Below are 21668 nucleotides of genomic sequence, written 5' to 3' on the forward strand. Positions count from 1 at the left end.
GCCATCAAGATGCTGGCCTGCACGGGAGAATTCATGCCACTTCAACAAACCGAAGATGGTGGGCACGGCGCGCGAAGGGCGCGCCTTTGCCCACCCTACGGCATCTCGCTCAAAACGATCCCAGCGCCACCGGGCGGAACGCCTGCAGCAGTTGCTGATCCAGCTTGCCGCCCATGCCTTCCATCATCGTGAAGGCGCGCGAGTGGGTGAAGGGCATGCGGTAGGCGCGCTTCTCCACCAGTGCGGCGTAGATGTCGACGATCGTCGTGACCCGCACGATGTCGCTGATCTGGTTCGACGACAGGCCGTTCGGATAGCCAGAGCCGTCGAGGAATTCGTGGTGATGCAGCACGACGTCGAGCATCTCCGGCGGGAAGCCGCCCTGCTCCGCGAGCGCGTCATAGCCGCGGCGCGGATGCTGGCGCACCTCGGCCATCTCCTCGTCGGTGAGCTTGCCCGGCTTGTCGAGCAGCGCGGAAGGAACGAAGGCCTTGCCGACATCGTGCAACAGCGCGGCGCGGGTCAGGCGACGCTGGTCGTCCTCGCGCATGCCGAGATGCTGCGCGAAGGCAACGGCGAAGCCGGTGACGAACAGGCAGTGGCGGTAGCTGCCGACATGATGGCAGCCGACGGTGGTGAGCCATTCGCGCAGCGAGGAGTGCTTGATCGCCTTCAGGATCTTGCTCTCGGCGGCGATGACGTCGTCGAAGGTCAGGGGCACGCCGAGCGGCAGCTTCTCGAACATCTTCGCCAGCACCGCATGCGCCGCCTCGACGCCGCGGTTGAGCGTCTTGCCGCGATCGGTTGCGTCATAGGTGGCGGTGTCGGGGAACGCGGCGCGGATGCGTTGCAGGATGTCCTCGGGCCGGAGCGGCCGTGAGATCGTGTCGGTGGCGCCCAGCGCCCAGGCCTGCATGGTGCCGTGATGCAGGGCATCGGCGAGCACGAACAGCCGCGGCATCGTGCGATAGGCGTCGCCGCGCAGCTTGTTGCGGACCCGCTGCACGCTCTCGGGCGAACGCAGATTGATGTCGACCACGAGACCGGACAGATCGCGCGACGGCTGCTCGGGAATGTCCTGCGTCGTCACCGTCGAAACGTCGCCCACGGCCTTCAGGATGCTGGCAAGCTCGGTGCTCTCGTCGCTCCGGTCGGAAGCGAGCAAGAGCCGGCGTTTGGCGGCGGATTTGGCTGGCGCGTTCATGGCTTCCCCAGAGCACGGGAGTTTATTTGGCGTCAGCCTAAGCCGGATCAGGTTCTCCGGCCCTTAAGAGGCGTGCTCAATGGAACCCTGCGGAATTGCGCGCAATTTTAGGGATTTTGGGTTCCGGCACGATTCCAATCGCAAACAGCGAAAACAACCCCATGCACAGTAGACGGGGCCTTGATGGGAAAGGAGAATTTGGGGCGCTCTCGCCCACTCTCCGCTGTCGTCGCCCGGCTTGCCGTCTTCGCTAAAAGCTACGCCGGCCCAACACCGAGAGCCCGGCAAAGCCATTGGCGGAGCCGGGACCGGGCGACCCAGTACGCCGAGGCGGCGCGGCCGGAGCCGAGAGGCCGCGGCGTACTGGATGCCCCGCTTTCGCGGGGCATGACAGCGAGATTGTGGAGACGCCTACCAAAACAAATCCGCCGGAAGTTGCCTTCCGGCGGATCAGCTTACTTGGCAATTACGCCTCGCCTTACGCCTTCATGCCCGCCTTCACGGCCTCGGCCGTGATCGGCAGGGCCCGAATGCGGGCGCCTGAGGCGTTGAAGATGGCGTTGCCGATTGCCGGGGCGATGACCGTCACCGCGGGCTCGCCGACGCCGGTGGCTTTTTCGCCATTGGCGATCACGGCGATCGCGACCTCGGGCATCTGGCTCATGCGCAAGGGCGTGTAGCTGTCGAAGTTGGTCTGTTCGATGCCACCGTCCTTGAGCGTCGCCTTCTCATACATCGCCAGCGACAGTCCCCACAGCGCCGCACCCTCGACCTGGGCACGGATGTTGTCGGGATGCACCTGCGTGCCGACGTCGGTTGCGACCGTGAGCTTCTTCACGGTCACCTCGCCCGACGGCGCCACCGCGACATGGGCGACGCACGCCGTCCAGCTCGCGGTCGCGCGTTCCTGCGAGGAGACGCAGGCCACGCCCATGCCCTCGCCTTTCGGCAATTGCTTGGTGCCGTAGCCGGACAGCCCCATCGCGGCGAGCAGCGTGTTGCGCAGCCGCTGCGCGCCGCCGTCGTTCTTGCCCTTGCCGTCGAGCAGCGCGATGCGGAATTGCGCCGGATCCTTGCCGGTCGCAGCCGCGATCTCGTCGATCATGCTTTCGACCGCCCAGAAGGTCCAGCCGGGCGCCACCGAGCGAAGCTGCCCGGACGGCGTCGCATTGTGAGCGAGCTCGTTCTTGATCGCGCGCACATAATGGTTGGGCACGGTGTAGAAGAAGTCGGCCCCGTTCACCGTGAAGGAATCGAGCGGGCCCTTCTTGTCGACCGAGGGCGTCAGGAAGTCGGGGATGCCCCAGCGCGCGGTCGGCCAGGCCGAGACGACGTCGTGGCTGAGCGCGACGAGCTTGCCGTCGCCATCCACGCCGGCCTTGACCTTCTGGTAGGTGAGCGGACGCGAGAAATCCATCGTCATGTCGTTCTCGCGCGTGTAGATCACCTTCACCGGCTTGCCGATGGCCTTCGCCGCCTGCACCGCCGGCACCATCATGTCGGCATCGAGCCTGCGGCCAAAACCGCCGCCGAGCCACATCTGGTGCATCACCACGAACTTCGGATCGATCCCGGCGGCGCCTGCCGCAATCGCGCCGGAGCGCGTCGCGAACTGGTTGCCGGAATAGATGTGCAGTATGTCGCCCTTGAACTCCGCGGTAGCGTTCATCGGCTCCATCGGCGCGTGGATGTTGATACTGGTGGTGTACTCCGCCTCCAGCACTTTTGCGGCCGAACCGAACGCCGCGTTGGGATCGCCGTCCTTGACGAAGAACTGGCCGGAATCCTCGAGCTTCTGAAGCCGCTTGGCTTCGTCGAGCAGCGACTCGCTCGAGACCTTCGCGTTCGGACCGCCGTCATAGGCGATCTTCAGCGCCGCGGCCGCCTTCTTGGCATTGGCATAGGTGCTGGCGACCGCGACGACCCAGCCGGTTGTCGTGCCGGTCTTGTCGTCGAGGGTGACGGCCTTGATGAAGCCCGGCACCTTCTTCGCAGCCGAGTCGTCGACCGACTTCACCGTGGCGCCGAAGCGCACCGGCGGCGTCACCACCGCGCCATAGACCATGCCCGGCAGCATCACGTCGATGCCGTACTTGGCCGTGCCATTGGTCTTGGAGGGGATGTCGAGCTGCGGCACCGACACGCCGATCATGGTGTATTGGTCCGGCGTCTTCAGCTTGATCGCCTTCAGCTCGTCCGGCGTGAAGGTCTTGGTCGCCTTGCCGCTCTTCACGACGTCGGCGAACGACATCTGCTTCTTCGACTTCGGATGCGAGATCACGGAATCGCGCACCACGAGCTCCGACGCCGGCACGCCCATCGCGGCCGCCGCGCCTTCCGTCAATGCCGTCCGTCCGGCTGCGCCGGCCCGGCTCATCGCGTCGAAGTTCATCATGGTCGACCAGCTACCGCCGGTGATCTGCGCACCCAGCACGGGGTCGTTGAACTTCGGATCGTTGGAGGCGAGCGCGACGCGCATGTCGCTCCACTTCGCGCCCAATTCCTCGCAGACGATCTGGGCCATGGTGGAGGCGATGTGCTGGCCCATGTCGGCCTTGCCGCAGGTCACGGTGACCAGGCCATCGGGTGCGATCGCGTACCAGACGCTCGGCTCGAAGTTTGAAGGCGCAGCAAGCGCCTCACCGATGCCGGGCACGCCGGCATAGCCGAGCACGAGGCCGGTCGCTGCCGTGCCGACCAGGAAGGAGCGGCGGCTGAGATCGGCCGTCTCGGCTGTGATGGTGTTCACGTGCTTATTCATGTGGGCCTCCGTTCGTTGCCGGAGACGGATGCGGTGCGCATCTCGGTAGCGGCGCGCATGATCGCCTTCTGGATCCGCGAATAGGTCATGCAACGGCAGAGATTGCCGTCCATATGCGCCACGACCTCCTCCTTGGTCGGATTGGCATTCTTGCCCAGCAGCGAGGCCGCCTGCATGATCTGCCCGGACTGGCAGTAGCCGCATTGCGGCACCTGCTCGGCGATCCACGCCTTCTGCAGCGGATGATCGCCCTTGGCGGAGAGGCCTTCGATGGTGGTGATCTTCTTGCCGGCGACATCGCCGACCATGGTCTGGCACGAGCGCACGGCTTCGCCGTTGACGTGCACGGTACAGGCACCGCACAGCCCGGCACCGCAGCCGAACTTGGTGCCGGTCATCTGCAATTGCTCGCGGATCGCCCAGAGGAGCGGCGTGTCGTTCGCCGCATCCACGGACAGACTCCGCCCGTTGATGGTGAGAGTTGGCATAGGCGTCTTCCCCTGCCGGTGCATGAAGCCGCTTACGGCGGCAACTTGAACAGTGGACGCCCACCGGACTGGCGCCCACCTTGATCGCGAGAATGATCGGGTTCGCAGCCAGAGGCAAATGCAATTTGGAATCGATCGAAACTATCGCGGCACTCGCTCGTTGTGCGCTGCGACAGCGGCGTTGATGCAGCGACTGGACGCAACAGACAGCGCGTCGCACACGCGTGCCATCGCGTTCAGACAGTTTCTTCCAGGTAACCCGTCGGGCTAGGATCGACGCGAAAACAACAAACAGTATAAAGAGGGGGAGACATGCCAAGGATCGATCGGGACGGCGTCGGGATCTACTACGAAGTTCATGGCGAGGGTCCGCCGCTGTTGCTCACCCACGGCTATTCCTCGACCTCGGCGATGTGGCATGGCCAGGTCGACGCGCTCGCGAAGGACCACAAGCTCATCCTGTGGGACATGCGCGGCCACGGCCAGTCCGACTATCCCGACGATCCCCATGCCTATGGCGAAGCGCTCACCGTCGGAGACATGGCCGCGATCCTCGATGCGGTCGGCGCCGAGCGCGCCATCATCGGCGGGCTCTCGCTTGGGGGCTACATGTCGCTCGCGTTCTATCGCGCTTACCCGCAACGCGCCCGTGCCCTGCTGATCATCGACACCGGCCCCGGCTTCAAGAAGGACGACGCGCGCGAGGCCTGGAATGCGCGGGCGCTTGCGACCGCCGACAAGCTCGACCATGAAGGTCTCGACATGCTGAAGTCGGCGACACGCGAGCGCGCCACCGCGAGCCATCGCAACGCCAGGGGATTGGCGCTCGCCGCACGCGGCATGCTGACCCAGCGCGACGCCCGCGTGATCGAGCTGCTCCCCGACATCAAGGTGCCCTGCCTGATCGTGGTGGGTGCCGACGACGCGCCGTTCCTCGCCGCGTCCGACTACATGGCCGCAAAGATCCCCGGCGCACAAAAGGTCGTGATTCCCGCCGCCGGTCACGCCGTCAACATCGATCAGCCCAAGGCTTTTATTGACGCGGTGATGCCTTTCCTGAAGAACTTGCCGGGATAGGACGGTCGGACAGGGACACTGGCAATGAAGCAAGCGATACTGGCTGCGAGCGCGGTGCTGCTATCGATGTCTGCGCAGGCCGAGCCGTTCGGCGGCACGCCGCCGCGCCGGCCCTTCGTTGCGACCTTGTCGAACAACACGCCGCTCGCCTTCGGCATGGATGCCGGGCAGACCGCGCGGGCACTGGGGCAGCCGCTGCAATATGTGCGCGGGCGGCCCGGCAACGAGATCTATCTCGCGCTTCGCAACCTCGGCGGCAGCGGACTGATCCCCTACCGCCACCGCCTGTTCCTGCAGTTCCGTCACGGACGGCTGGCGGGATGGAAGGAAGACTACGGCGAGAACTGGATGTGGGAGTGAGTGCGGCCGCACAACCGCTTCCCCTCATCCTGAGGAGCTTGCAAAGCAAGCGTCTCGAAGGATGAAGGCCCCGCTGATGCGTCACGGGCCTCTATCCTTCGAGACGCGCTCGGTTGGAGCGCTCCTCAGGATGAGGGCAGAGAGCTGAAATTTCGGATCGACAACCAAGAAGGACAACCCGCGTGGGACAAGACATCAAGCTGACGGCTTCCGACAATTTCCAGCTCGGCGCCTATCGCGCTGATCCCTCAGGCGCCCCGAAGGGCGCGGTGGTGGTGATCCAGGAGATCTTCGGGGTCAATCACCACATCCGTTCGGTCTGCGACCGCCTCGCCAAGGAAGGCTATGTCGCGATCGCGCCGTCGATCTTCGACCGGACCTCGCCGAACTTCCAGTCGGGCTATACGCCCGATGAGATCGCCGAGGCGCGCAAGTTCGTCGCCAGTCCCGACTGGGACGCGATGCTGCGCGACACCCAGGCCGCGATCGACGCGGTGAAGAGCGTCGGGCCGGTCGGCATCATCGGCTTTTGCCTGGGCGGCAGCGTCGCCTTTGTCGCGGCGACGCGGCTGTCGGGCCTGAAGGCCGCGATTGGCTATTACGGCGGCGCCGTGGTGCGCTTCGCCGACGAGAAACCGAAGGCGCCGACGCAACTGCATTTCGGCGAGAAGGATGCCGGCATTCCCCTGACCGACGTCGAGACCGTCAAGGTGAAGCGGCCGGATGTGGAGGTCTTCATCTATCCAGGCGCCCAGCACGGCTTCCATTGCGACGAGCGGCCGAGCTACGACAAGGCGAGCTCGGATGTCGCCTGGCCGCGCAGCCTGGCGTTTTTCGCGAAGCATCTGACGAAGTAGCGCGCGCCAATCAAAGCAGGAATCGGGTGGCTGCATCACGGCACCCGGCGATAGAGCTGGCCGATCAAGCCAACGCACGCCGGGAGATCGCCATGCAGCAAGCCATCACGCACCTCGTCATCCGCAATCCGTTCGGAACCATGGACGTCCCGGGCCCGGACGATTCTGAAGTCATGGACTACGCCGCGACCGCCACGCTGGCGGGCGATGCGGCCGACATCAACGCGGCGGCATGGACATCCATTGCCGCCCTCTCCGATCCGCTCGAAGGCATCTGGGCTAGCCGCTGGAATGGCGGCGCCGATCCGACCATCGCGGGCGATACGCCGGACAGATGGAAAGACGGGTGCGCGGAAATCCGCGCCACGGGGAGCCGGATCTATCTGCGTTTCGACTGGGACCATGGCCGTCGCCACGGCCTGATCGATGCTGCGCGCGAGGGCGCGCGTCTGGTCGGAAAGTACATCAACCTGACCACGCCTGCGATCACGCGGCCATGGGTCGGGCTCGTGGTCGATGGCGCGCGCATCGACGGATGCTTTCCGAACGGACGGCTGGATTTCAGGCGGTGAGCTAGAACCAGCGCTCGCCGACGAACACGGTGTCGCCGGGGCTCAAGGGGGTGCCGAGCGGGACGATGGCGCGCATCGCGCCGCCGGCTTCGGTGTGCGTGACGGTGACCACGTCGCGCTTGGCGCGGGGCGAGAAGCCGCCGGCGATCGCGACCGCGCTTTCGACGGTCATGTTCGGCACATAGGGATATTGGCCGGGCGCGGTGACTTCGCCGAGGATGAAGAACGGGCGGTAGGCTTCGATCTCGACCGCGACCGAGGGCTCGCGGATGTAACCGTTGCGCAGGCGCGCGGCGATTTCACCGGCGAGACCCGCCGGGGTGCGGCCGCGGGCCGGCACCCCGCCGATCAGCGGCATGGTGATCGAACCGCCGGCATCGATGGCGTAGCTGTTGGTGAGGCCTTCCTGGCCGTAGACCACGACGCGCAGCCTGTCGCCGGCATCGAGATGATAGGAGGAGTCGTAGCGCACCGGCGCCGCCATCGGCGCGGCGTAGCCGACCGGCATGGGCGCAGGCGACGCGGCAAAGGAATTGCGCAACGCGCCGATGGCGCCGCCACCGTCGGCGACGACGACCGGCTGCGGTGCGCCATAGGGCTGGCCATAGGCCATGGAGTCGAGATCGGCACGTGGCTGCATGACCGCGACGGGACCGGCGGTCTGCATGCAGCCGCCGAGGGCAAGCGCGGCGGACGCTGCCAAGGAGGCTGTCAGGATCGACCATCGAAACGCGCGTGCAACCGGCACCGGACCTATCCCTCGAAACGAGACGGCTCCAGTGATGCACCGGTTATGGTTAACAAAGCGTTGAGGGGGGTAGGACGGTCGCACCCTCCCCTGGAGGGGGAGGGTCGATCGCGCGAAGCGCGAGCGGGGTGGGGAGATCTCTCCGCTCGGGCAGTGTGGACGTGGAGAGACCTTCACCCCACCCCGTCTCACATTTTCGCTGCGCTCAATGTGAGCCGACCCTCCCCCTCCAGGGGAGGGTAAGCACTAGCTTACGCGCTCACACCCACGCCGATCGGGCAGGACACGCCGGTGCCACCGAGGCCGCAATAGCCGGCGGGGTTCTTCGCCAGATATTGCTGATGGTAGTCCTCGGCGAAATAGAACGCGCCGGCAGGCGCGATCTCGGTGGTGATGGCACCGAGACCTTTTGCAGCAAGCGCCTTCTGATAGAGCGCCTTCGATTCATCGGCCGCTTTCTTCTGCGCATCTGAATAAGTGTAGATCGCGCTTCGGTACTGCGTGCCGACGTCGTTGCCCTGGCGCATGCCCTGCGTCGGGTTGTGGCTCTCCCAGAACGTCTTCAGGAGCTTCTCGTAAGAGATCTTCTTCGGATCGAACACGACCAGCACCACTTCGGTGTGGCCGGTGCGCCCCGAACAGGTCTCTTCATAGGTCGGGTTCGGCGTGTGGCCGCCGGCATAGCCGACAGCGGTCGCGTAAACACCGTCGCCGAGCTCCCAGAATTTGCGCTCGGCGCCCCAGAAGCATCCGAGCCCGAACACGGCCTGCTCGAGGCCCGCGGGATAAGGCGGCTGCAACTTCGCGCCGTTGACGAAATGGGTGGTCGCGGTGGGAATGGCTTGCGCACGGCCCGGCAGCGCTTCCGTGGCGCTCGGCAGTGCGGTGGTCTTGCGCATGAACAGCATGATTGGCTCTCCGAGACGAGCTGTCCGTCGCTTGAGCCAATGCAACAAGCCAAGGGCTCAGGCGGCGTGCTCGCGATCAAGGTGGGAATATAGGTATCTACGCAGGAGGGGGCAGCCCTGTTACGGCTGCCGTCAACGCGAGGTTCAGTCTCGGCGGGAATTGAAAGATCAATCCCGGGAATATCCGATCAAGGGTTTCCGCGGGCGGAACAGGATCATCAGCAGGATGCCCACAATGCCGAGCACGGCGAAAACCGGCTGATCCAGCACCAGGCGGATCACCGAGGTCCAGAGCCAGGGCGCCTTGGCCTCGACCCAGGTCCGGAACGCGGTCTGGCTGGCCTGGTTGATGTCGTTCCAGAACTGGCCGAACCGGGTGAACCGCAGGGTCTGGTCGGCCACCCAGCGGGCGCCGTCATAGACCATGAAGATGAACCCGCCGGCCAGCAGCAACAGCCCAATCAGTCGGAAAAAGCCGCGGATCATGCCTCACCTATATGGTCGTCCGACCGGACGACCTCTGCAATGCCGCCAGCCAATAGCCGGGCGACGGGAGAAATTCAACCTCATCAGGGCGTTACGGCGCGCGCTGGAGCTCCCAGGGCCTGTTTTCCAGCCCCGGAAAGCGTTGACGGTGCCGCAGACCCCCTCTATAAGGGCGCCAACTGGCGGTGGGCGCAATCCTGCCGCCGCTGTTCTTTGAGCAGTTGCAGGCTCCCTGAGCTTAAAGGCTTGGAGCCTCAGAGACGACCGCAAGGCCGTCGCTCATGTTCCGGGAACAGCCCAGCAACCGAACACCCTAAATCCGAGCGTCGATTAAGCGGTCAAGCAGCCGGCGCTACCCGACCAAGACGCGACCGGTACCGCAAAGGATATTGAGACCATGGCCAATACCACTTCCGCCAAGAAAGCGACGCGCAAGATCGCCCGCCGCACCGCCGTCAACAAGTCGCGCCGCACCCAGATGCGCGGTGCCGTGCGTACCGTCGAAGAAGCCATCGCGACCGGCGATCGCGCCGCCGCGCTGAAGGCGATGGCGAACGCCGAGCCCGCGCTGATGCAGGCCGCGCAGCGCAACATCGTTCACAAGAACAACGCGAGCCGCAAAGTCTCCCGGCTCACCGCGCAGATCGCCAAGCTCGCGAAGTAAGTTCGTCGAGTCATCCGATCGACTGATCGGAGCGGCATCGCGCTCGTCAATCAGCCCGGCTTCCGCCGGGCTCTTTGTTGCCTGTCACAATTCGCGCTCGCGGTCGTTGGGCGACGACGCTTCCGTTGGAAGAGTAGCGACGCCTTCGCTATGCTGCGCCCGTAATTTTACCAGCCGATGTTTTTGCAACAGCGGAAACTTTCACTGCGCTGCGAAAAACCCCTGCGGGGCGGGCTTAAGTTGAATCCGCGCGTGCGAGCGTTCTGCACACCGTAGTTTTCCCGGAACAGGTTGCGCGTGGAGTTACCCTGCGAAACGAGACTCAAAAAGCGGTGTCTCAATAATCACTTATCGACATAGCGCCGACAAGCATTTGGAAAAATTGCCCGCAAGGCGTGCGCGTGACGCTTTTGTAAAAAATTTTTGGCGGTGACGGAGATTTGTCACATGACGCGCGGCGCCTTCGAATCTGTGCACGGATTCAAACTCTTGCTCGCAAGCCTGTGCACAACTCCCGCGCGGCGTTAACGCTGGTCAAGTTTTTAGTCGCCTCAAGTGTGAATCAATTTCGTTGCGAGTCTTTCCGCATAGTGTATTCCTTAAGTCGTCCGCAGCGCCCACGATCTAAAGACCAGCGCGGTTTTAGAAACGGGGCGAGCGTGCAAATCGGCGGCGGTGTGCACGTTGGCGACGCTTCAACAAGCGATTGTCGGTTTAAAACCCATAGCAATATGGGAACGGTAGCTCTTTGTCTGAATGTCTCCAAGCGGGATCTTCGATCCCGCTCGCGCCAGACGCAAACGAGAGATGTCATGAAACTACCGCGACACACGTGATGGCGTAGCCGAGCGGACGAACAGTGCAGACGGGCAGGACATCGGCGACTTCAGTCGCAGTTGTCTTCAGGACACGCAGGACCTTGCCGTGAGCAATCACGGCAGGACGGGGAGGGTATCATGTCTTACGGACTCAACGCGGTATTGAAACAAGTCGCCTATTCCAACGATGCCGGTTTAGATCAGCCCAATCTCCAGCCTCCCGCGTGTGACGGAGCGCCGAGTACGCGCTGACCTCGCGACCCCTCCATCTCTGACATCGCCAGTCCGACCCGCGGCGTTCGCGCCGAACGGCGGAGCTGTGTCCGACGATGGAATCGCTTGAGGTCGTGCCCTTTGAGGGATCCTGGCAGGACCCCTTCATGGCATTCACAACGCAACTTTATCTCTCAATAGAAGTTTTTTGACGATGAACACATCGGAACAGGATCGCTGGTCACGCGTGAAGAGCCGACTGCGCTCGAACGTAGGCGAAGACGTCTATACGAGCTGGTTCGCCCGCATGGATCTGGAAGGCGTGCAGGAGGAGAGCGTGCGGCTCTCGGTGCCGACCCGCTTCCTGAAGAGCTGGATTCAGGCGCATTATGCCGAGCGCGTGCTGTCGTGCTGGCAGGCCGAGGCGCCGGAAGTTCATCGCATCGATCTCACCGTTCGCTCCGCGGTGCGCCCGGTCGTGCAGCAGAAGGAAGCGCCTGCGCCGGTCGAAACACGCCGCGTACCCGCACCGGAACTGCGCTCGACCGCGACTGCGCCGGTCTCCGCAAACCACGACGCGCTCGGTGGCTCGCCGCTCGATCCGCGCCTGACCTTTGCAAGCTTCGTCGTCGGCCGCTCCAACACGCTGGCGCATGCGGCGGCTCGTCAGGTCGCCGAAGGGCGTCGCGGCGATCCCGTCATGTTCAACCCGCTCTACATCCATGCGGGCGTTGGCCTCGGCAAGACGCATCTGCTCCAGGCCGTGACCTGGGCCGGCAATTCCGGCAACGAGCGCAAGGTGCTGTATCTCACGGCCGAAAAATTCATGTACGGCTTCGTCGCTGCGCTGAAGACGCAGACGGCGCTCGCCTTCAAGGAAGCGCTGCGCGGCATCGACGTGCTCGTGATCGACGACCTCCAGTTCCTGCAGGGCAAGTCGACCCAGGCCGAGTTCTGTCACACGCTGAACGCGCTGATCGATGCCGGCCGCCAGGTCGTGATCGCGGCCGACCGTCCGCCGTCGGACCTCGAAAGCCTCGATGATCGCGTGCGCTCGCGCCTCGCCGGCGGTCTCGTGGTCGAGATGGGCTCGCTCGGCGAAGAGCTGCGGCATGGCATCCTGAAGTCGCGCGTCGCGGCGGCCCGCGCCCATCACGCCACCTTCGACGTGCCGGAGGAGGTGCTGCTCTATCTGGCGCGCACCATCACCCATAACGGCCGCGACCTCGAAGGCGCGATCAACCGGCTTCTCGCGCACTCGAAGCTGAACAACCAGCCGGTGACGCTGGAGATGGCCGAGCGCGAGGTGCGCGATCTGGTCCGGCCGCAGGAGCCGAAGCGGATCAAGATCGAGGACATCCAGCGCGTGGTGGCGCGGCAGTATAATGTCAGCCGCTCCGACCTCCTGTCCTCGCGCCGCACCGCCAACGTGGTCCGTCCGCGCCAGGTGGCGATGTATCTCGCCAAGACGCTGACCCTGCGCTCGCTGCCCGAGATCGGCCGCCGCTTCGGCGGGCGCGACCACACCACGGTGCTGCACGCCGTGCGCAAGATCGAGGCGCTGGTCAACAAGGACACGGCGCTGTCCGAGGAAGTCGAGTCGCTGAAGCGCCAGCTTCAGGAATAAACGCCTAAGGCTCCTGCCATTCTCCCGCCGCCCCGGCCCATGCCTGGGCGGCGGCGTTCGTTTGCCGGGACGGCCGCCCTCCTTTTGCGCTGTAAATCGTGGGGAACCACCCCCCAATCCCTTGAAACGGATGGCTTTCCGCGCCACCTTGCGCGACCCTGACGGCTTTGGTCATATCGGCTGGATGATCCGGCTTTTCGGGGTCTTCGATGCCGTGGCGCGCGTCCCGCCGCCCGGCTTTTCCAACGTTGTGTTTCCTTGGGGATCGGGCGAGTAGTGCAATGAAGGTTACGGTCGAACGCGCGCAACTCCTGAAATCGCTGGGTCATGTCCACCGCGTGGTCGAGCGCCGCAACACCATTCCGATCCTCGGCAACGTGCTGGTGCGCGCCGAGAACGGGAAATTGTCGCTGAAGGCGACCGACCTCGACCTCGAGGTGACGGAGACGCTCCCGGCCGAAACCGCGACCGCGGGCTCCACCACCGTGCCGGCGCACATGTTCTACGACATCGTGCGCAAGCTGCCTGATGGCTCGCAGATCGTGCTGGAGGCCGACGGCGACCGCGCCGTGCTGGCGATCCGCGCCGGCCGCTCGCGCTTCACGCTGCAGACCCTGCCGGAGAATGATTTCCCGGATCTCGCCGCCGGCGACATGTCGCATTCGTTCTCGCTCGCCGCCAAGGACGTCAAGCGGCTGATCGACCGCACCCAGTTCGCGATCTCGACCGAAGAGACGCGCTATTACCTCAACGGCATCTATCTGCACGCCGCGGGCACGGCCACGGCCGCCACCCTGCGCGGCGTAGCCACCGACGGCCACCGGCTCGCCCAGCTCGACCTGGTCCAGCCCAAGGGCGCCGACGGCATGCCCGGCGTGATCGTGCCGCGGAAAACCGTCGGCGAGGTGCAGCGCCTGATCGAGGACAACGAGGCCGAAGTCACGATCGAGCTGTCGCAGGCAAAGATCCGCTTCACCATCGGCAATGTGGTGCTGACCTCGAAGCTGATCGACGGCACCTTCCCCGACTATGGCCGCGTGATCCCGCAGGGCAACGACAAGGAACTCGTCGTCGACAAGAAGGATTTCGAGAACGCGGTCGACCGCGTCTCCACCATCTCCAGTGAGCGCGGCCGCGCCGTGAAGCTCTCGCTGTCGCCGGGCAAGCTGGTGCTATCGGTCACCAACCCGGATTCCGGCAGCGCGACCGAAGAGCTCGAAGTCGAATACGCCTCCGACGCCCTCGATATCGGCTTCAACTCGCGCTACCTCCTCGACATCGCCGCCCAGATCGAAGGCGACGTCGCCACGCTGAAGCTCGCCGACCCCGGCTCGCCGACGCTGGTGCAGGACAAGGACGACAAGAGCGCGCTCTACGTGCTGATGCCGATGCGGGTGTGAGGGCTACCGGCACTCCCTCGTATCGACTACATCCGTCATGGCCGGGCGTAGCCGTCCGAAGGACGGCGTCGCTTTGCTCGCCTATGTCCCGGCCATCCACGTCTTTGGAGCCAAGAACGTGGATGCCCGGCGCAAGGCCGGGCATGACGAAAAGCGGATTTCCATGACCCCCTCCCGCATTCAACGCCTGACGCTGACGCATTTTCGCAATTACCGGGCGGCGGGGCTCGAGACGGCGGCTGACATGGTGGCGCTGGTCGGGCCGAACGGGGCCGGCAAGACCAATTGCATCGAGGCGATCTCGTTCCTGTCGCCGGGCCGCGGCTTGCGGCGCGCGACGCTGGAAGATGTCGCCGACAACCAGGGCGACGGCTCCTGGGCCGTGTCCGCGCAGGTCGAGGGCGCGCTGGGGCTCGCCACGCTCGGCACCGGCATCGACGCGCCGCGCGCGGACGCCGCAGTCAGCCGGCGCTGCCGCATCGACCGCGAGCCGGTGAATTCGGCCACCGCCTTCGGCGACCACATCCGCATGGTATGGCTGACGCCGGCGATGGACGGGCTGTTCATGGGCGCGGCCTCCGAACGGCGGCGCTTCTTCGACCGCCTGGTGCTGGCGATCGACAGCGAGCATTCGAGCCGCATCTCCGCGCTCGAACGCTCCCTGCGCTCGCGCAACCGCCTGCTCGAGACGCGCAATTACGACGACCATTGGTGTGATGCGATCGAGCGCGAGACCGCGGAGCTTGCGGTCGCGGTCGCCGCAACGCGCGGCCAGACCGCAGCGCGGCTCACCGGCATGCTCAACGCCCGCGCGCAGGAATCCGCGTTTCCGTCCGCGCAAATCGCACTGGACGGCTGGATGGAGAACGCGCTGCTCCAGGAGACCGCGACGTCAGTCGAGGACCGCTACCGCCAGATCCTGCGCGACAACCGCCCGCGCGACGCCATCGCCGGCCGCACCACCGACGGCCCGCACCTCACCGATCTCCAGGTGATCTATGCGCCGAAGAGCATGCCGGCGCGCGATGCCTCGACCGGCGAGCAGAAGGCGCTGCTGATTGGCCTCGTGCTGGCGCATGCGAGCCTGGTCGCCGAGATGACCGGCATCGTACCGCTGCTGCTGCTCGACGAGGTCGTAGCCCATCTCGATCCGAACCGGCGCGCGGCGCTGTTCGAGGAGCTGCGCAAGCTCGGCGCACAGGTGTGGCTGACCGGCGCCGATCCCGCCGCCTTCTCCGAGATCGGCGCTGGAGGCGAGGTCTTTGACGTCGAGAGCGGACGTGTCTCCGCCCGGCGATAGACCCCGCCGTTGAACCCGACCGTTTCCCTTCGCGACTAGCTTTTTGAGGCCGCGGCGATGCGCGTCGCAGCCTCAGCCATCGCGCAATGACACGCGCGACTTCCCTGGAGAATGAGATGCGGACGGTAAGGACCGGGGCGCGAGTCCCGGCTCGATGGCTGGCGTTTGCGTGCGGCCTCCTCTTGCTCGCGGTCTGCATGCTCGCGGCAAGCGCCAGCGCCTGGGTGCCGCATCTGTCGCCGCTGTTCGCGTCGGGGCTCACGCCGGACCCCGCTGCCAAGCTGCCCGCGCCGACCCGTTACAGCTACCGAGGAACGCACACCACCGTCGTCAAGGGCGTTGAAACGCCGCTCCGTACCAGGCTGGAGGCCACCGTGCCCGCCGAGCTCGGCGACGTCCTCGCCTTCTACCGCACCGAGCTCAGCAAGCTCGGCTGGCAGGAGCAGCGCGATGGCGCGGTGGTCTCCGCCGATCACGTCAAGCTCGCCTTCGCCTCCCCGCTCGGACCCGGCATGCTGGCGCTCGACCGCAAGGACGCCGGCACCGCAGTCAATCTCGTGCAGAAGAATGCATCTGTCGCGGCCAATGCGAACGTGATGCCCGAGCCCGGCCAGGCGAAGCTGGTGTTCTCCAATATCAGCGAAACGGAAGCCACGCTCACGATCAACGACCGGACCATCAAGCACGCCGCCGGCGCCTACGCGGTTTCGCTGGATCTGCAGCCCGGCAGATATTCCTACGAGGTGAGCGTCCCGGGTCATCCGGCCACGACGAACATCCTCAACTTCGCTGCCGGCGATACCTGGGAGCTTACGGTCGGGCGTGACGGAGAGGCATGGTCGCCGCTCCTGCTGTATTGAACCTCCCGGGTTTCTGCCGCGACTTCTGGTCTGAGGCCGCGCCGACGGTGTCGCAGCCCGCAAATGCGCGCGCCCGAGCCGCGCGCGATATCCTGGAGACGTGACGATGTCGATGACCCCGCGCGGGATGCAAGTCCCGGCACGCTGGCGGCTGCTTGCCTGCGGCCTTGTCCTGATGGCGAGTTGCTCGATCGCGGCCGCTGCTGACGGGGGTATCGTCGACGTCTACGCGTTGCCGAGGCTCGAGGGCGTGGTGGAAGACATGTCCCGCCCCAATTCCGACCGCGTCGAATATCGCATGCCGACGCCGGAAGCGGTGACAACGCCGGCGGTGAAGAAGCTCCTCGGCGCCGACGGCTGGGTACCCTACGTGCGGCCGCTGGAAGAGAAGAGCTCCACGCTGAATTTCAAGAAGGGACGGCAGGGCCTTTCGGTCTACCTCACGCAAGCTCTCGGCCGGCCCGACCAATCCGTGGTCCATTACGCGACCGACCGGATCTACGGCAACGTGCCGTTTCCTGATGGCGCGAGCGACATCATGTTTGACGGGACGAGGCCCTATCTCGGCTGCGTCGCGCCTGAAACGCTCGATGCGACGTCGGATTTCTTTGGCCGAGAGATGGCGGCGATCGGCTGGCAGAAACTCACGCCGGAAACCGCCGCGCGCTGGACAACCAGCCTGGATGAAATCCTGCCCGACGGCCTGCGTGCCTTCTACGCGCACCCTGACAGCAAGGAAGGCGGCTTCTACCAGCAGAAGCCGGTCATGCTGACGCTGACGCGCCGCGACGACGGCCGCACCAATGTGGACATCCGCGTCGCGCCCTTCGCATTGCCGGGTGAGCTCAAGGCCGATAGCGATCTTGCCGGCCTGCCGCGGCCGAATCCAACCAAATCGGCCAGGGGCCTCGGCAGCGCAAGCTCCAACAAGCGCGAGATGTCGGCCGCCGTGATGGCCGAGCTGCCGGCCGTGCTGGCGTTCTATCACCGCGAGCTCGCCGGGCGCGGCTGGCAGGAGGATGGCAGCGCGCCGCTCGCGCCCGGCGACGAGGTCGCGATCAAGATCTCCAACACTGATGAAACCGGCGTGCTGCGGCTCGGCCGCAAATATGATTTCACCATGGTCAGCGTGACTGCGCAGGTGAAGGAATCCGCGCTCGCCGCCCGCGCCAAGGCGAAGAAGGAAGCCGACGAGAAGTTCCTTGGAGATGCGCTAGGTGCGGCCAAGCAGCTCATCGCTGCCGACGAGGCGCGGCGCAAGGTGCAGGCGGCAGCACTCTCCGACGCACCGCTCAATGCGCTCGCCGACAGCAAGACGCCGGTGCCGCTGCCCGAGACAGCCGAAGGCGTGACGTTCGAAGGCGGCGACGGCCGGCTCGAATTCTCTTCGACCTCGAGCGTGAAGGCGCTCGGCAGCTTCTACCGCGCAGCGCTGAAGAACGCGGGCTGGAAAGAGCAGCCTTCCGTCATCAACCAGCCCAACATGGCGGTGATGGAATTCTCCAAGGCCGGCAAGTCGATCTCGATGACCGTGATGCAGATGGGCCCGAAGGTGAATGTCAGCGCCAACGGCACCGGCCTGATCGTGGCTGCGGCGAAGCCGGTTGAGGCCAAATCGGCAGACGCAAAGCCGATCCAAGCCAAATCGACCGAGTCGCTGAAGCCCGATCCCGATTCCGCACTGCCCGTACCGACGCAGCGCAGCTCGAGCGGGATCAGCTCGACGAAATTCCCCGGCAGCGACCAGTCGTTCCGCAAGGAGCTCGAAGCCAGCATTCCGGCCGAGCTCTCGGATGTCCTCGCCTTCTATCGCGCAGAGCTCGCCAAGCGCGGCTGGCAGGAAAAGACTGACGGCGCGCCGGTTACCGCCGAGCGGGCGGAGCTGGCGTTCACCTCGCCGGAGGGGCCGGCCATGCTGAAGCTCGGCCGCGCCAGGGAGGAGACAACGGTCAGCCTGGTGCAGCGGAATCCGCAGGCAGCGGCCAAGGCCGACATCATGCCCAAGGCGGGACAGGCGAGGCTGATGCTCGGCAATATCGGGCCGAAGGAGGCGTCGCTGACGATCAACAAGCAGACCATCAAGATCGCGGCCGGCGCCGGCGGCCCGCAATCGCCGAAAGGCCCGATGCTCGACCTGCCGCCCGGCAAGTACCAGTACGCGCTGCGCCTGCCCGGGCAGCCCACTCGCAACGAGACCCTGACCGTAGCCGCCGGCGACGCCTGGGGCCTCCTGGTGGGGCCAAGCGGCGACGTGCTTCCGCTGCAGATGTATTGAGGTGCGACGAAGCAGGTGCGCCCACGCGCAGCCGGCGTTTCGGACCCGTGGGCGGAAATTTGATCTAGATCAACAGAGCGTTGCGGCGTTGCCTCCCGAATAGGCGTCAACAGGGTTCTGACGTCTCCAAGAGGGAGCTTGCAATGACCCGTGCCCGTCACGTTGACGATAGCTCAAAGCCAGAAAGCCGCTTACTAAACCACCGCAACTTGCTGCTTTGCGGCACCGCACTGACCGTCGGTTTTTTGCTGTGCGCGCTGGAGACGACCAGCCTCGCGCAGCAAACCACCGGCACGCCGGGTTCGCCGAGCGCCACGACAACCATCGATGGCAAGCAGCTTCCGCCTGAACCTCCGAAGTTCGAAGGCGTGATCAAGGAAGATGCCACGGACTCCAAGCCATACTGGCCACCGTCCGTTGTGCCGCCCAAAGGCGCGCCGAACGTGCTGCTGATCATGACCGACGACCAGGGTTATGGCGTGACCGGCACCTTCGGTGGGGTGATCCCGACCCCGAACATGGATCGCATCGCCGAGACGGGTCTGCGCTATACGCAGTTTCACTCGACAGCGTTGTGCTCGCCGACGCGCGCAGCGCTGATCACCGGCCGCAACCACCATTCGGTCGGCTTTGGTGTGATCGGGGAAATGTCCACCGGCTATCCGGGCTACGATTCCGTCATCGGCCCGGAGAGTGCGACGATCGGCACTATCCTCCGGGACAACGGCTTTGCCACCTCATGGTTCGGCAAGAACCATAACACCCCAACCTATCTTTACAGCGCGGCTGGTCCATTCGACCAGTGGCCAGTCGGAATGGGATTTCAATACTTCTACGGGTTCATGGGCGGCGAGACCGACCAGTGGACGCCTTATCTTTATAAAAACACGACCCAGATTTTTCCGTGGATCGGCAAGTCCGGCTACAACCTCACTACCGATATGGCGGACGAAGCCATCAACTACATGAACAGCCTGAACGCGGCCGCACCCGACAAGCCGTTCTTCCTCTACTATGTGCCCGGCGGCACCCATTCGCCGCATCAGCCGAAAAAGGAATGGATCGACAAGTTCAAGGGCAAGTTCGACATGGGCTGGGAGAAGCTGCGCGAGCAGATCTTCGCCAACCAGAAGCGACTCGGGGTCATCCCGGTGAATACCCAACTCACCGCCTGGCCTGATACCTTGCCGAAGTGGGACTCGCTCTCATTGATCCAAAAGAAGCTGTACGCGCGGGAGGCCGAGGTGTTTGCCGCTTACGCAGCCTATACCGACAATGAAATCGGCCGCGTCATCAAAGCGGTCGAAGACATGGGCAAGCTCGACAACACCCTGATCATCTACATCAGCGGCGACAACGGCACCAGCGCCGAAGGCACGCTCGAGGGCACCCCGAACCAGATGACCGCCTACAACGGCGTTCTGAAGCTGCCTGAAGTCGAGCTGATGCTGCATTACGAGGATTGGGGCTCCGACAAAACCTACCCGCATATGTCGGTGGCGTGGTCGTGGGCCTTCGACACCCCGTTCAAATGGACCAAGCAGGTGGCATCGCATTTCGGCGGCACCCGGCAAGGCATGGCCATCTCATGGCCCGGTCACATCAAGGACGTTGGCGGCATCCGCAGCCAATTCCATCACATCATCGACATCGTGCCGACGATTCTTGAAGCCACAGGCATTCAGGCTCCCGACACTGTCAATGGCATCAAGCAAAAGCCCATCGAGGGAGTGAGCATGGCCTATACGTTTGACCAGGCCAACGCCAATGCACCCTCAAAGCGCGACACGCAATATTTCGAGATGTTCGCGAACCGCGGCATCTATCACGATGGTTGGTATGCATGCACAACGCCGCCGGCGCCGCCGTGGCTTCTGGGCACAGCCAAGCTGCCGGAGATCAATGAATACAAGTGGGAGCTTTACAACATCGCCGAGGATTACTCGCAGGCCAATGACCTCGCAGCCAAGAATCCCGACAAGCTCAAGGAGTTGCAAGCGTTGTTCCTGTCGGAGGCGGCAAAATACCAGGTCTTGCCGCTGGACAATTCTGTCCTCCCGCGCATCACCACGCCGCGGCCGAGCGCGACCGCCGGACGAACTGAGTTCACATACAAGGGCGCGAACCCCGGCATCCCTGCCGAAAACGCACCCAGCATCATGAACAAGGACTACAAGATCACCGCCGACATAACCGTCCCGCAGGGCGGCGCCGAAGGGATGATCGCGACTCTCGGCGGCCGATTCAGCGGCTACGGCCTCTATTTGCTGAAAGGCAAACCGGTCTTTGTCTACAACATGCTGGACTTGAAACGATACCGCTGGGAAGCGGGCGTAGGCGCGCGCGACTGGCTGGGCTCCGCGCTCAAGCCGGGCAAGCATACCCTTGTGTTTGATTTCAAATATAACGGGCCCGGCTTCGGCAAGGGCGGCACCGGCGTGCTGTCGGTGGACGGCAAGGAGGTTTCCCGCCAGTCGATGCCGCACTCGATTGCGTTCCTGATGGCCATCGACGAGACCTTCGACGTCGGCGTGGATAGCCGCACGGGCGTGGATGACAGCTACAAGCTGCCGTTCCAGTTCAACGGCAAGATCGACAAGCTGACGTTCAAGCTCGGACCGACGCAGCTCTCCAGCGACGACCAAAAGCTCATGCGGCACGCACTCGAAAGAGCGAGGGACTGAGCGCGACAAGTCGTGGCGATTCATGTCGGCCCCAACGCCACGTCTCATCCTTCTTCGCTAAGAAATCGTTCGGCGGGATCCGCTTCGAAAGCCTGCGCGAAATATCATCGCGCATAGAAGGGTGTGCCGGCAGTGGATTCTTCATTTGGCGCGCTGGATGCGTTGCCGGCGCCGGCGGCCCGCAATCGCCGAAAGGCCCGATGCTGGATATACCGCGCGGCAAGTATCGGTACGCGCTGCGCCTGCCCGGGCAGCCCGCTCGCAGCGAGACCCTGACCGTTGCCGCCGGCGACGCCTGGGGCCTCCTGGTGGGGCCGACCGGCGAGGTGCTCCCGCTCCAGATGTATTGATCCCGCCGTCTGTGCC

The 21668-nt window shown here is 64.7% G+C and carries 18 protein-coding genes and 1 pseudogene; 13 read left to right on the top strand and 6 right to left on the bottom strand.

Annotation, left to right across the window (positions count from 1 at the left end; genetic code table 11):
- Window positions 1-109: 109 nt before the first annotated feature.
- From OWC48_RS26625 to OWC48_RS26635, 3 genes are all read right to left on the bottom strand, one after another.
- A complete protein-coding gene (locus tag OWC48_RS26625) occupies window positions 110-1204 on the bottom strand; it encodes an HD-GYP domain-containing protein (RefSeq protein ID WP_282522619.1) in 1095 nt (364 codons plus the stop codon).
- 478 nt (window positions 1205-1682) lie between these two features.
- A complete protein-coding gene (locus OWC48_RS26630) occupies window positions 1683-3965 on the bottom strand; it encodes a molybdopterin cofactor-binding domain-containing protein (RefSeq protein WP_282522620.1) in 2283 nt (760 codons plus the stop codon).
- Window positions 3962-4453 carry a (2Fe-2S)-binding protein gene (locus OWC48_RS26635; protein WP_282522621.1) on the bottom strand — a complete coding sequence of 164 codons (492 nt, stop codon included), beginning with the start codon at window positions 4451-4453 and terminating at the stop codon, window positions 3962-3964. The genes OWC48_RS26630 and OWC48_RS26635 overlap by 4 nt, the downstream gene beginning before the upstream one ends.
- A 312-nt stretch (window positions 4454-4765) precedes the next feature.
- On the opposite strand from OWC48_RS26635, the gene OWC48_RS26640 reads away from it, so the two are divergent.
- From OWC48_RS26640 to OWC48_RS26655, 4 genes are all read left to right on the top strand, one after another.
- Entirely contained in the window at window positions 4766-5530 is a 765-nt protein-coding gene (locus OWC48_RS26640) for an alpha/beta fold hydrolase (RefSeq protein WP_282522622.1), read from the top strand.
- Between the two features lie 24 nt (window positions 5531-5554).
- Entirely contained in the window at window positions 5555-5890 is a 336-nt protein-coding gene (locus tag OWC48_RS26645) for a hypothetical protein (RefSeq protein WP_282522623.1), read from the top strand.
- 182 nt (window positions 5891-6072) lie between these two features.
- Window positions 6073-6747, top strand: coding sequence for a dienelactone hydrolase family protein (locus tag OWC48_RS26650; protein ID WP_282522624.1), 675 nt, complete (start codon window positions 6073-6075; stop codon window positions 6745-6747).
- Window positions 6748-6839: 92 nt separating this feature from the next.
- Complete coding sequence (locus OWC48_RS26655; RefSeq protein WP_282522625.1) at window positions 6840-7319, top strand: hypothetical protein; 480 nt, start codon at window positions 6840-6842, stop codon at window positions 7317-7319.
- Window position 7320: 1 nt separating this feature from the next.
- Here OWC48_RS26655 and OWC48_RS26660 read toward each other — a convergent pair whose 3' ends face one another.
- From OWC48_RS26660 to OWC48_RS26670, 3 genes are all read right to left on the bottom strand, one after another.
- Window positions 7321-8067, bottom strand: a complete 747-nt coding sequence (locus OWC48_RS26660; RefSeq protein WP_282522626.1) for a polysaccharide biosynthesis/export family protein — start codon at window positions 8065-8067, stop codon at window positions 7321-7323.
- A gap of 251 nt (window positions 8068-8318) precedes the next feature.
- Window positions 8319-8975: a peptide-methionine (S)-S-oxide reductase MsrA gene (gene msrA, locus OWC48_RS26665; protein ID WP_248880578.1), complete on the bottom strand. Its 657-nt coding sequence runs from the start codon at window positions 8973-8975 to the stop codon at window positions 8319-8321.
- A gap of 168 nt (window positions 8976-9143) precedes the next feature.
- Window positions 9144-9461, bottom strand: a complete 318-nt coding sequence (locus OWC48_RS26670) for a hypothetical protein (RefSeq protein WP_282522627.1) — start codon at window positions 9459-9461, stop codon at window positions 9144-9146.
- A gap of 397 nt (window positions 9462-9858) precedes the next feature.
- Between OWC48_RS26670 and rpsT the strand changes: the two genes are divergently transcribed.
- From rpsT to OWC48_RS26715, 9 genes and pseudogenes are all read left to right on the top strand, one after another.
- Window positions 9859-10125, top strand: a complete 267-nt coding sequence (gene rpsT, locus OWC48_RS26675) for a 30S ribosomal protein S20 (protein ID WP_282522628.1) — start codon at window positions 9859-9861, stop codon at window positions 10123-10125.
- A gap of 1245 nt (window positions 10126-11370) precedes the next feature.
- Entirely contained in the window at window positions 11371-12783 is a 1413-nt protein-coding gene (gene dnaA, locus OWC48_RS26680; protein WP_282522629.1) for a chromosomal replication initiator protein DnaA, read from the top strand.
- Window positions 12784-12913: 130 nt separating this feature from the next.
- Complete coding sequence (locus tag OWC48_RS26685; RefSeq protein ID WP_157791208.1) at window positions 12914-13060, top strand: hypothetical protein; 147 nt, start codon at window positions 12914-12916, stop codon at window positions 13058-13060.
- Between the two features lie 4 nt (window positions 13061-13064).
- Entirely contained in the window at window positions 13065-14183 is a 1119-nt protein-coding gene (dnaN, locus tag OWC48_RS26690; protein ID WP_282522630.1) for a DNA polymerase III subunit beta, read from the top strand.
- A gap of 163 nt (window positions 14184-14346) precedes the next feature.
- On the top strand, window positions 14347-15483 hold the full coding sequence (gene recF, locus OWC48_RS26695; protein WP_282522648.1) for a DNA replication/repair protein RecF: 1137 nt from the start codon (window positions 14347-14349) through the stop codon (window positions 15481-15483).
- A 116-nt stretch (window positions 15484-15599) separates the two neighbouring features.
- Window positions 15600-16343, top strand: a complete 744-nt coding sequence (locus tag OWC48_RS26700; protein WP_282522631.1) for a hypothetical protein — start codon at window positions 15600-15602, stop codon at window positions 16341-16343.
- A 106-nt stretch (window positions 16344-16449) separates the two neighbouring features.
- The gene (locus OWC48_RS26705; protein ID WP_282522632.1) at window positions 16450-18618 is read left to right on the top strand and encodes a hypothetical protein; all 2169 of its coding nucleotides are present in this window, start codon (window positions 16450-16452) and stop codon (window positions 18616-18618) included.
- A gap of 143 nt (window positions 18619-18761) precedes the next feature.
- Entirely contained in the window at window positions 18762-21302 is a 2541-nt protein-coding gene (locus OWC48_RS26710) for an arylsulfatase (RefSeq protein WP_282522633.1), read from the top strand.
- Between the two features lie 164 nt (window positions 21303-21466).
- Window positions 21467-21652: pseudogene (locus tag OWC48_RS26715) on the top strand (hypothetical protein); the annotation flags it as partial.
- Window positions 21653-21668 lie beyond the last annotated feature (16 nt).

The sequence above is a fragment of the Bradyrhizobium sp. Arg816 genome, assembly GCF_029989365.1.
Lineage (GTDB): Bacteria > Pseudomonadota > Alphaproteobacteria > Rhizobiales > Xanthobacteraceae > Bradyrhizobium.